The 10,780-nt window shown below is 49.5% G+C and carries 11 protein-coding genes; 8 read left to right on the top strand and 3 right to left on the bottom strand.

Features of this window, described 5'->3' with window-relative positions:
* Positions 1–250 precede the first annotated feature (250 nt).
* The 4 genes from K7B67_RS05680 to K7B67_RS05695 all read left to right on the top strand — a co-directional run bounded on the left by K7B67_RS05680 (position 251) and on the right by K7B67_RS05695 (position 5,157).
* On the top strand, positions 251–736 hold the full coding sequence (locus K7B67_RS05680) for a tetratricopeptide repeat protein (RefSeq protein WP_252179392.1): 486 nt from the start codon (positions 251–253) through the stop codon (positions 734–736).
* A 2-nt stretch (positions 737–738) separates the two neighbouring features.
* Positions 739–2,268, top strand: a complete 1,530-nt coding sequence (locus K7B67_RS05685) for a hypothetical protein (protein WP_252179393.1) — start codon at positions 739–741, stop codon at positions 2,266–2,268.
* A gap of 239 nt (positions 2,269–2,507) precedes the next feature.
* Positions 2,508–4,289 (top strand): aspartate--tRNA ligase, encoded by a 1,782-nt coding sequence (aspS, locus tag K7B67_RS05690; protein ID WP_252179394.1) that lies wholly within the window; start codon positions 2,508–2,510, stop codon positions 4,287–4,289.
* Positions 4,290–4,410: 121 nt separating this feature from the next.
* Positions 4,411–5,157 carry a YebC/PmpR family DNA-binding transcriptional regulator gene (locus tag K7B67_RS05695; protein ID WP_252179395.1) on the top strand — a complete coding sequence of 249 codons (747 nt, stop codon included), beginning with the start codon at positions 4,411–4,413 and terminating at the stop codon, positions 5,155–5,157.
* On the opposite strand, the gene K7B67_RS05700 is transcribed toward K7B67_RS05695, so the two are convergent.
* Positions 5,154–5,339 (bottom strand): hypothetical protein, encoded by a 186-nt coding sequence (locus K7B67_RS05700; RefSeq protein ID WP_252179396.1) that lies wholly within the window; start codon positions 5,337–5,339, stop codon positions 5,154–5,156. The genes K7B67_RS05695 and K7B67_RS05700 overlap by 4 nt on opposite strands.
* Before the next feature lie 205 nt (positions 5,340–5,544).
* Here K7B67_RS05700 and ruvC point away from each other — a divergent pair, with 205 nt between their 5' ends.
* Complete coding sequence (gene ruvC / locus K7B67_RS05705; protein ID WP_252179397.1) at positions 5,545–6,069, top strand: crossover junction endodeoxyribonuclease RuvC; 525 nt, start codon at positions 5,545–5,547, stop codon at positions 6,067–6,069.
* On the opposite strand, the gene K7B67_RS05710 is transcribed toward ruvC, so the two are convergent.
* The gene (locus tag K7B67_RS05710) at positions 6,066–6,611 is read right to left on the bottom strand and encodes a hypothetical protein (protein WP_252179398.1); all 546 of its coding nucleotides are present in this window, start codon (positions 6,609–6,611) and stop codon (positions 6,066–6,068) included. The genes ruvC and K7B67_RS05710 overlap by 4 nt on opposite strands.
* A gap of 145 nt (positions 6,612–6,756) precedes the next feature.
* Here K7B67_RS05710 and ruvA point away from each other — a divergent pair, with 145 nt between their 5' ends.
* Positions 6,757–7,368 (top strand): Holliday junction branch migration protein RuvA, encoded by a 612-nt coding sequence (gene ruvA, locus K7B67_RS05715; protein ID WP_252179399.1) that lies wholly within the window; start codon positions 6,757–6,759, stop codon positions 7,366–7,368.
* A 54-nt stretch (positions 7,369–7,422) separates the two neighbouring features.
* Here the strand turns inward: ruvA and rarD are convergent, their stop codons facing one another.
* Complete coding sequence (gene rarD, locus K7B67_RS05720) at positions 7,423–8,322, bottom strand: EamA family transporter RarD (protein ID WP_252179400.1); 900 nt, start codon at positions 8,320–8,322, stop codon at positions 7,423–7,425.
* Between the two features lie 143 nt (positions 8,323–8,465).
* Here rarD and ruvB point away from each other — a divergent pair, with 143 nt between their 5' ends.
* On the top strand, positions 8,466–9,476 hold the full coding sequence (gene ruvB / locus K7B67_RS05725; protein WP_252179401.1) for a Holliday junction branch migration DNA helicase RuvB: 1,011 nt from the start codon (positions 8,466–8,468) through the stop codon (positions 9,474–9,476).
* A gap of 345 nt (positions 9,477–9,821) precedes the next feature.
* Entirely contained in the window at positions 9,822–10,751 is a 930-nt protein-coding gene (locus K7B67_RS05730) for a DUF3800 domain-containing protein (RefSeq protein ID WP_252179402.1), read from the top strand.
* The last annotated feature ends 29 nt before the right edge of the window (positions 10,752–10,780 follow it).

Here is a 10,780-nt window from a genome sequence, read left to right on the forward strand (position 1 = left end):
CGCGTCCTTGCCTGATAACAGCTATCCAGCCGTCCCGCCCCTAAAACATCATTTGTCCGATCGCCGTACAGACGAACGTCACATGAATGTTTGAGTAAAACAGTGATCTGATATTTTGCAAATTATCTTAGTGAATAAAGAAATATTCTTATGATTTCTTTTTGTTATTTCAGCAAGAGTAATGAACAAAAAGCTGTAAAAAATGAATGTTTATAATGAATTGAGATCATTAGTTTCTCAGGGATGAATTATGAGCAGCTTGCAGCAAAATGCTGAAGCAGGAAAAGGCCTTTGGCAGTCTTATTTAAGGCAGGGCGGGACAATACGTGAATTGAAAGGGCTGGATCAAGACCAGATGGAGGCCATCTATCAGCTTGGTTACAGCTATTTCAGTATCGGAAACTACCCAGAAGCTCTTAAAGTCTTTCGTTACCTGGCGCTCCTGGATCATCAGAACCCTCGTTATTATCTGGGAATAGGACTGGCTCTTTACCATTTAAATCAGAATGCTGCGGCGATACCTGCGCTGAATTATGCTGAAAAACTGGATAGTCAGGACCCTCGCCCATCAATTTGTATGACAGAGTGTTTTATTCGTCTCAAAAATCGTAATCTGGCAGTTAAAGCGCTGACAAATGCCGCTAAAATTCTGAAATCTGCCAAAGGATGGGAGGAGCAGCGAAAACAGGCCAAACAATTAAAGCGCTATCTGATAGAACCTTCAGGGAGGAAGTAACTATGAACCCAGTGGATCCCAACTCCGGTATATCCCAGACCCCCGTGCAACAGAATGGGCCAGTATCCCAAACGCCAGCTCAGAGTCAGGTAAGCCAAGGTTTCAGCGGCTCGAATTCGGTTTCCAGTTCTGCCAATAGTAACAGCGGTCAAGCAGTCAGTGTCAGCCCGGATCAGCCGGACTCTTCCAGTGCAGACAGTCGCGACTTTCTGCAAAGAGCTTTTGATGCCAGGCTGGATGGCTTCAGGGCAGCTGTGCATGAATTCAATCGTCGTTTCAATGCCCAGGATATCGATATTAATGATACCCAGTCGCTCATTCTTATTGTGAAAGGGATGATCAGTGATACCCAGGCGATGGTGAGTGCTGCCTCTATCGATCAGAACTTTAGTAATCGGCTTTCTGAGCAGAGCAGGAGGGAAGATAGTGCAGCTACTGCCCTCTCCCTGAGGGGGAATATTCGATCCAGAACCGAAGATTTGACCAACAAAACCGCTCAGCGGGATACCTATGCTGAAAACCTGGCCACCAAGAATCTTTATAAAACCCTGAAAGAAGCTGAATTGGCCAGTGCTCAGTCCAGTCAGGCCAACAGCAATTATGCCGGTAACCATTCTGTAGTTAACAACAACAGCAATAATAATAAAGTCAATCAGTTAACGGCTGAAATCATGATGCTTGAGTATCAAATTGCAGGCATTACCACCGAAATCAGTGCTCTGAATCAGGAGATTCAGACATTGAAAACCAGCAATGCCACCGATCATACCGCCCTGCTCAAAGCCAACAGACAGCTGAACACAGTGACGGAAACCTTCGTTCGTGTTAACAGTCTTCTGGGACAAATTCGTCAGAGGTTCGATCCTGCTGCGCTGAAAACCGGTGAAGAAGGTGTGCAAGCCGTCAAAGAGCTCGAACAACAGGTTCAGAAAGAGCAGGTCAGGGAATCCAGAAAACGTGAGCAGAGCAAAGATGGAGTAAAATCGCTGGATAAAGAGCGCATAAGAGATGGGAGACGGCTAGAGGATGAACGGGCTGATAGTGAGGAGGGCGTTGATCAGTATCTAACCGCTCAGGAACTGGAAACTCTGCAACAGGTTTTCTCTCCTTCTGACCCCGCTGAGTTAAGAAGTGCTATTCAGCGCCTTGATGATCAACCACAGATAAGGAACTTGCCTTCAGCCGAAGAAGGTCTCGCTATTGCTCTCAATAGTGTCCCTTCAGAGCAGGCCTTGGAAGACGCCCTCAATCCTGCGGCAGAGACTCACCGGGGTGACAATCTCAGTTTTGAAGGTGCAAGCAGTCCACAGGTGTTTGCCCGCCTCTGGATGGAAGCCAAGCTCGAAGAAGGTGAAGAAACCCAGGATGTGAAAGAAGATCACCTGGATGAAGTGGCTGAGAATGTCGATAGCCAGCGCAAGAGCGTGGCTGAGCATCTGCAGGATTTTGAATCGATTCCGCTTGAAGTGGCGGAGTCACTGGAAGAGCAGCAGGAAGCCGCGGTTCAAATCAGTAAAGGTAATCGCGTTTGACACTCTGCGCCGCTTCCAGTTGCCGTACCGGGCTGGTGCCTGCCACTTCAATCTGTACCAGTCCCAGTAATAACTTTGCAGCAAGTCACCCGCATCTGGTGAAAATCAAAGGTTCAGGTATAATCCCCCGCTAGTCAACATTCCTCCTCGTACTAGAAGTACGGGGTATCCAGTTGAGATAAAACGATGATAATCAGGGCCCGGCCAAGGGTCTTAGTCCCCCAGTTTCGAGGTATGTTATGCGCAGCCATTATTGCGGCGAACTGAATCTCTCCCATGACGGGCAGGAGGTAACTCTGTGTGGATGGGTACACCGCCGCCGCGACCATGGTGGTGTAATCTTCCTGGATATGCGTGACCGTGAAGGCATCGCCCAGGTGGTTATTGATCCCGACACCGAAGAGGCTTTTGCCCTCGCTGACAGAGCACGCAGTGAATACGTGCTGAAAATTACCGGATTCGTTCGCCCACGCCCGCAAGGGACTGTAAACACCAATATGGGCACCGGTGAGATTGAGGTGTTGGGTAAACAGGTAGACATCCTGAACGAAGCCCAGACGCCCCCTTTCCAGATCGAAGGCTACACCGATGTAGGTGAAGAAGTTCGTCTGAAAAACCGTGTCGTTGACCTGCGTCGTCCGGAAATGCAGGAAAAAATGATTCTTCGCAGCAAGCTGACCAGTGCCGTGCGCAGCTTTATGGATGAGCACGGTTATCTGGATGTCGAAACACCGGTTCTGACCCGTGCCACCCCGGAAGGTGCCCGTGACTACCTGGTACCCAGCCGTACCCACGAAGGTAAGTTCTTTGCGCTGCCACAGTCTCCCCAGCTGTTCAAACAAATGCTGATGGTGGCTGGCTTTGACCGTTACTACCAGATTGTAAAATGCTTCCGTGACGAAGACCTGCGGGCTGACCGTCAGCCAGAATTTACCCAGATTGATATTGAGACTTCCTTCATGGATGAGTCCCAAATCATGGGCATGGCAGAAGATCTGGTTAAGAGCACCTTTAAGAAAGTAGGTGATATTGAGCTGGGCGAATTCCCGCACATGACCTTTGCACAAGCCATGAACCGTTATGGCTCTGACAAGCCAGATCTGCGTATCCCTCTGGAACTGGTGGATGTGGCTGATCTGATGGCTAGCGTTGAATTCAAGGTTTTCAAAGGACCAGCTGAAGATCCAAAAGGGCGTGTCGCTGCTCTGAAAGTTCCTGGCGGTGCTGAGCTGTCCCGTAAGCAGATTGATGACTACACCAAATTTGTCAGCATCTATGGTGCCAAAGGTTTAGCCTGGATCAAGGTCAACGAAATCGAAAACGGTGCTAATGGCTTACAGTCTCCGATCATCAAGTTCCTGGGTGACGATGTCACCATGAAGATTATGGAGCGTCTGGATGCCAGCAATGGCGACATCGTTTTCTTTGGTGCCGACAAAGAGAAGGTGGTTAACGAAGCCCTGGGTGCATTGCGCTGCAAGATCGGTGCTGATCTGAATTTGTACACAAAAGAGTGGGCGCCACTGTGGGTTGTAGACTTCCCGATGTTTGAAGAAACAGACGACGGTGAGCTGACAGCCCTGCATCACCCGTTCACAGCGCCAACCACTTCACCTGAAGAGCTTGAGGCGAATCCTGCTGAAGCTCTGTCCCGTGCTTATGACATGGTGATCAATGGTTACGAAGTGGGCGGTGGTTCTGTTCGTATACACAATCAGGCCATGCAGCAGACGGTATTCCGTATCCTGAAGATTGAGGAAGCAGAGCAGCAGGAGAAGTTTGGCTTCCTGCTGGACGCTCTGAAATATGGCGCACCTCCCCATGGCGGCCTGGCGTTTGGTCTGGATCGTCTGGTGATGCTGCTGTGTGGTACTGATAACATTCGTGATGTCATCGCCTTTCCGAAAACTCAGTCGGCAGCCTGTCTGCTGACCCAGGCTCCGGGCGAAGTCGACGCTACCCAGCTGCGCGATCTGAACATCCGTATTCGTCGTGCTCCAGCGTCTGCAACCAGTCACTGATTGTTCAAGCGTCTGCGACTGTTTTAGCGTCTGCGACTAATTAAAAGGTCTGCGACCAATCAATCCATTGTTAAAGGCCGGTTTTACCGGCCTGTTCAAGAAAAGATAAAGGGTATTTTCTATGGCAGGTCATAGTAAATGGGCCAATATCAAGCACCGTAAGGCGGCACAGGACGCCAAGCGTGGCAAAGTCTTCACCAAAATCATTCGTGAGCTGGTGGTAGCGGCCAAGCAGGGCGGTGGCAATATCGAGGATAACCCCAAGCTGCGCCAGGTGGTTGATAAGGCTCTGGGTGCCAATATGACCCGTGATACCATCAACCGGGCCATTGCCCGGGGTGCTGGTGGCGATGATGATTCCAATATGGAAGAAGTCACCTACGAAGGTTATGGCGTTGGCGGTATCGCAGTTCTGGTGGAATGCCTGACAGACAACCGTAACCGTACCGTTGCCGAAGTGCGTCATGCCTTCTCCAAGCACGGTGGCAACCTGGGTACTGACGGTTCTGTCGCCTATCTGTTTGAGCGCAAAGGGCAGATTTTCTTCGAACCGGGCCTGAATGAAGACACGGTTATGGAAGCCGCTCTGGAAGCCGGTGCTGAAGACGTTGTGACTAACGACGATGGTTCCATTGAAGTGGTGACTGAGTGGACTGAATTCATGGCCGTAAAAGAAGCCATTGAAGCTGCGGGTCTGACCCCGGCGGGTGGTGAAGTGGCAATGATCGCTTCCACCCAGACGGAACTGGATAAAGACGGTGCAGAAAAAATCATGAAGCTGGTGGATCGTCTGGAAGATCTGGACGATGTACAAAACGTTTACACCAACGCTGATATCTCTGCCGAAGTGATGGAGCAGCTGGGTTAAGTTGTTCCTTCCTTTTGAATGGCCTCGATAACGAAAGTGTCGGGGCTTTTTTGATGCTGTTTTTGCTCTGACAGTCTCGAGGGCAAATCAGTGAATGCCCAGACATTGAAGCCCACCAGCAGCATAAACAATACTGCCGTGATAGCAGTGATAATTATTAATGTTTTTAGTAGGTCAGACATTGATCGTTTCCGGATCACCATGAAAGTATTGCCGGAGAAATACTAAGCTGCTTCCATCGTTACTCACAGGCAAGTTTGGTAATTCAGTGTTCTTGAATTGTAAGTTTCTGATACCTTGCCCCATCGCTGGTATATTGTATGGATGTACAGTATCCTTTCGGCATAAACATTGGTACTGAAATCCTGACTTGAGAATACATTCTGAATGGCCATCCTGATGGGGATAGATCCGGGATCAAGAATTACCGGCTATGGATTAATTGAAGAAGTAGGTAATAAAACACACTACGTGGCGTCCGGGTGTATTCGTATCCGGGAAGCGCCCCTGCCAGAGCGATTGCAGCAGATTTATGACGGTATCAGCACCCTGATTGAACGTTACTCACCACAGTCAGTGGGTATAGAGCAGGTCTTTATGTCCAGGAACGCTGACTCGGCACTGAAGCTGGGGCAGGCCAGGGCAGCGGCCATTGTGGCGGTGGTTAATCACCATATTGAGGTATCGGAGTATTCTGCCCGGCAGGTCAAGCAGGCGGTGGTTGGCAAAGGTTCCGCAGATAAGCATCAGGTAAAGCACATGGTAAAGTCGATTCTTGACCTGAGTGATACTCCCCAGGCTGATGCTGCCGATGCTCTGGCGGTGGCACTTTGTCATTCCCATACCCGCTCCAGCCTGGTCAGAATGGCGGGTGCTACGGGTACCCGACGTCGGCGTCTCACAGGTTCCTAATGCGGATAAACACAAAGGTGGAAGGACGCGATGCAAAGCACCAGATCCAGAATTTGTTGTGGCGTATAGATTTTCACCAGCGCTGTCCAGTTGGCTGAACTTATGGTCTGTTTTTTGTAGAGTTCTTCGGTGGTTCTCAGTATCAGGCGTTGATGGCTGTTCCAGCCCGGAGCCAGATGGCCGTGAGCAACCATTTGCACATCACTGGCTTGCAGGCCGGTGTCCAGGGCGCATTGAGCAATCACCGGGGTCAGGTGTCTGGCATTGCACAGGTAGGCACTTCGAAGGGCAACCAGAGCGCGATCTTTCAGGGGGAGGCTGCTATAGCCTTGCATATAACTGGTAAAGCTGCGAGCAGGTTTGGCAAGCTCAGGTGAACTTGGCAGGGGCTCTGGAAAGTCCTCCTGCAACAGAAATTTCTGTGACTGAATAAAAGGTATAGAAATAGCGCCACCGGCTACAGCGGGATGGTATTCACTGGCCAGACCGGCCTCGGGCAGGATCTGCCAGAGTGATCCTAGAAACGTGCGAAGTTTTGTCAAGGGGTGGGCTCCTCCGGACTTCTGAGCCATCAGATTGAATGTCTCTCAGTGATTAGAGAGGGACAATTCTCAGGAGTTCGTGGTCGCCGGTGTATTGTTAGGTGTTCTGACCCCATAGTCAGAAAATTCAAAATCTGGAAAAACGATGATTGGAAAAATTCGGGGCCTTCTGGCTGACAGGCAGCCTCCTCATTTGTTGATCGAAGCCCATGGTATCGGGTACGAAGTGGAAGCTCCGATGTCGGTTTTTTACAAACTGCCGGAGATTGGGCAAGAAGTCGTTTTACATACCCACTTTGTGGTGCGGGAAGACGCTCAGCTTTTGTACGGTTTCAGCAGTCGTGATGAACGGGAGTTGTTCAGAACCTTGATCAAGGTTAATGGAGTTGGTCCCAAGCTTGGGCTGACTCTGTTGTCAGGTATCGAAGCGGATGCTTTTGTGCGCTGTGTACAAGAAGGTGACAGTGCCACGCTGGTGAAGTTACCGGGTGTCGGTAAAAAAACCGCCGAGCGGCTGATTGTTGAAATGAAAGACAAGCTGGATCGCTGGCAGTCAGCCCCCCTGCTGGAAGGGAAACCCTTGGTTGCCGGTGGTGAAATGGCTGTGGCAGCAAAAGATAACGAACAGGAAGCGGTCAGTGCGCTGGTGGCCCTGGGTTACAAGCCCCAGGAAGCCAGCAAGGTCATCGGCAAGCTGTTCAAGGAAGGCATGACCAGCGAAGAGCTGATTCGTCAGGCTCTGAAAAGTATGATCTGATGGCTCCCGGTATTATTGAGTAGCCATTGAGTAGCTGGTGAGGCACGGGGTGTCTCACCGGCTTGCCTGATTTGCAATTTTCTGAGTGAGCCTTCTGGCCGAGTCAACACAGATGATTGCGGTAGCCAGCCAGATAAAGCTGTAGCTGAACCACTGTTGTGCTGTGAAGACTTCCCCCAGGGCAGTGATGGCCACCACAAAGATCAAAGCAGGCTCCAGGTAGCTCAACAAGCCAAACAGGCTGACAGGCAGATTCCTGGAAGCGTTGATGTAACAGATCAGTGACAGGCTGCAGAGCACTCCCAGACCCGGCAGCAGATACCACAGGGTGGCGGAGCGGGTCAGGTTCTGGATAAAGCTCTGATCGCTCATCAGTATGAACAGACTGGCTGGCAAGAACAGCAAATGCTCAAACAACAGAGCTGGCAGGGTGTCGACCTGCAAAGGCTTACGGATAATGAAATAGACTGGATAAAGCCCTGCTATTGCCAGACTGACCCAGGGTAGCGAGCCCTGTTGCCAAAGCATGGCAAGCACGCCCAGTGAGGCGAACCCCATGGCAAAGTACTGAGCTTTGTTCAGTCTCTCGTTAAAGACCAGCTTGCCGGTTAGCGCCAGGGTCAGGGGCAACAAAAAATAGCCCAGAGACAGATCCTGAGTTTTATTATTCACAGGGCCCCAGACAAACAGCCACCACTGAAAGCCAACGATCAATCCACCCAGAGACAGCATCAGCACGGTTTTCCGGCAGAGAAAAATGGCACTGAAACTCTGCAGTCGGTCCATGCGATAGCAGACCAGCGCCAGACACAGGGCACTGAAAATGATCCGGTTCCAGAACAAGGTATTTCCGGTCAGTTCAGTCAGCTGGATATAGACGGGCACAAGCCCGAATAGCATAGAGGCCAGAACCGAGTTGGTCAGGCCTTTTCCTGAAACCAAATGTGTATTCATTCCGAGTACTTCCTTTAATCAGAATTGAGCTTGTTCGATCAAGCTACTTGGACGATCAATAAAGTGTTTTGTTCCCAGGGTGGGTTTGTTTTTTTAACCGACTGGAGATGGTACGCTGAGACTAATGGCAAAAGAGCTAAAACATGATTGAAGCAGATCGATTAATATCCTCCTCGGAGCGCCCTTTGGAAGAGGTGCTGGACCGGGCCATTCGTCCGGTAAAACTGGCTGATTATGTAGGGCAGCCAAAAGTCAAAGAGCAGATGGAGATTTTTATCCAGGCGGCAAGGCGTCGTAATGATGCCCTGGATCATACCCTCATATTCGGACCCCCGGGACTCGGTAAAACGACGCTTTCCAACATACTGGCCAATGAGATGGGCAGCAATATTCGCACGACTTCTGGCCCGGTCCTGGAAAAAGCAGGCGATCTGGCAGCCCTGCTGACCAACCTTGAACCCAATGATGTTTTGTTTATTGATGAGATTCACCGGCTCAGCCCAGTGGTAGAAGAAGTGCTGTATCCAGCGATGGAAGATTATCAGCTGGACATAATGATTGGTGAAGGCCCGGCTGCGCGATCCATCAAACTGGATTTGCCTCCCTTCACTCTGGTTGGGGCGACAACCAGAGCGGGTTTGCTGACCTCGCCACTGCGGGATCGCTTTGGTATTGTGCAGAGGCTGGAGTTTTACAATATTGAGGATTTGACTCATATCGTCGAACGTTCTGCTGGCATTCTGGGGGTGGGCATTGATAAAGATGGGGCAGGGGAGATAGCCCGACGCTCCAGGGGAACCCCCAGAATTGCCAACCGACTGCTGCGCAGGGTAAGGGATTTTGCTGAGGTTAAGGGCGATGGTGTGATCCATAAGGAAACCGCCGATGCCGCGTTGAATATGCTGGATGTCGATGCCAGCGGTTTTGACCATATGGACAGACGACTGCTGTTGGCTATGATCGAAAAGTTTGATGGTGGCCCGGTTGGGGTGGACAGCCTGGCAGCCGCGATCAGTGAAGAGCGGGATACCATCGAAGATGTCCTGGAGCCTTATCTGATACAACAGGGCTATATAATGAGAACCCCCAGAGGGCGCATGGTCACCCGACACGCGTACCTGCATTTTGGGCTCGATGAACAGACCAGAGAATAGTGGTACGTCGCTTCAATGAGTTTGATGTGAACAATCTACGTGCATCCTGAGCAGAGTCGAAGGGCGCTCAGGATGAACGGAACGTAACCCGTCAATTTCATTGAAATGATGTACCAGAGCCGATAACAGTTATTGCCAGAAGTAGTTTGGTAGAAGCTTTCAAGATATATGGCTGGTTTTCGAAGCTGCTCTTGATCTTTTGGCCACATAGCCCTAGACTTCTGGCTGTAGCTACACAGGCAGCTAGAAATAGTTGCCAAATATCCTACGCCGAACTAACCTCTCGGCGTAGTAAAGGGTGCCAAAATCGCGCCCTTTTTTCATTTCTGGGGAATCAGTTTTTAGATGTACTTCTGCTATGTTGATGAGTCGGGCGACACTGCTTCTTTGTCTACTCAAAATAAAAACTCCATGCCTGTGTTTGTCTTGGGGGGATTAATTCTGAAAGAAGCAAATGTAGCCTCATTTACTAAGAAGTTTGTTGGAATAAAGAAAAAATACTTCCCTTCCTTAGCTAAAAATCTTGAACGGCCAATTGATCTTATAAGAAAAGAAATTAAAGGTTCTGATCTCAGAAACCCCAAAAGCTTGAAAAGTCATAATAAATGGACTCATACAGAACGGTTTTTGAATGAACTACTAAATCTTGTCAATACTCATAATGGTAGGATTATTGGTAGGGTTTACGTAAAAAAAGCAGATAAAGATACCAGCAGTGTTGGCATGTACACTTCAGCCCTGCAATATATTTGCACTGAGTTCAACGCTTTTCTTGAAGAAAGGGATGAAAAAGGCGTAATTATCGCCGATTCTCGAAGCCATCAGCTTGATATTCAAACGTCTCATTCAATATTCACGCAGAAGTTCAAGTTTGAAGGCGATGAATACCCGAAGTTAGTTGAAATGCCGGTCTTTGGAAAAAGTGATAATCACTCGGGCTTACAAGTATCCGATATTATTTGTTCTGCACTGTTGTTTCCATTTGCTTCGCATACATATTGCCTGGAGTATTCGGCACAGCTCAAAAACATACATGTGCAACCTTGCCACGAGAAGTTAAAGCAGGCATTTCACCGGCGGGTTGCAGGATTGCAGTATAGAAGGATCGATCCTGATGACCAAAACCAAAAAAGGAAGGTTGGGGGTGTTTTTTTATCAAACCATCTCGATCAAAAGCCTACTCATCTGTTCTTTCAGAAGCCGGTAACAATAGACGATAAACTTGAAAAGCTTGTTACAAAGTTTTCAGCTCAGGGGAACTTTCATTCCGTCTGAAGGTCACAGGTACTTTCAGATAACAGGAG

Source organism: Endozoicomonas sp. 4G, assembly GCF_023822025.1.
GTDB lineage: Bacteria > Pseudomonadota > Gammaproteobacteria > Pseudomonadales > Endozoicomonadaceae > Endozoicomonas_A.

What these genes read in the sequence shown, in the direction of transcription:
- K7B67_RS05680 (WP_252179392.1), top strand. Translation starts at nt 251, where the DNA reads ATGAGCAGCTTGCAGCAAAATGCTGAAGCAGGAAAAGGCCTTTGGCAG.
- K7B67_RS05685 (WP_252179393.1), top strand. Translation starts at nt 739, where the DNA reads ATGAACCCAGTGGATCCCAACTCCGGTATATCCCAGACCCCCGTGCAA.
- aspS (WP_252179394.1), top strand. Translation starts at nt 2,508, where the DNA reads ATGCGCAGCCATTATTGCGGCGAACTGAATCTCTCCCATGACGGGCAG.
- K7B67_RS05695 (WP_252179395.1), top strand. Translation starts at nt 4,411, where the DNA reads ATGGCAGGTCATAGTAAATGGGCCAATATCAAGCACCGTAAGGCGGCA.
- K7B67_RS05700 (WP_252179396.1), bottom strand. Translation starts at nt 5,339, where the DNA reads ATGTCTGACCTACTAAAAACATTAATAATTATCACTGCTATCACGGCA.
- ruvC (WP_252179397.1), top strand. Translation starts at nt 5,545, where the DNA reads ATGGCCATCCTGATGGGGATAGATCCGGGATCAAGAATTACCGGCTAT.
- ruvA (WP_252179399.1), top strand. Translation starts at nt 6,757, where the DNA reads ATGATTGGAAAAATTCGGGGCCTTCTGGCTGACAGGCAGCCTCCTCAT.
- rarD (WP_252179400.1), bottom strand. Translation starts at nt 8,322, where the DNA reads ATGAATACACATTTGGTTTCAGGAAAAGGCCTGACCAACTCGGTTCTG.
- ruvB (WP_252179401.1), top strand. Translation starts at nt 8,466, where the DNA reads ATGATTGAAGCAGATCGATTAATATCCTCCTCGGAGCGCCCTTTGGAA.
- K7B67_RS05730 (WP_252179402.1), top strand. Translation starts at nt 9,822, where the DNA reads ATGTACTTCTGCTATGTTGATGAGTCGGGCGACACTGCTTCTTTGTCT.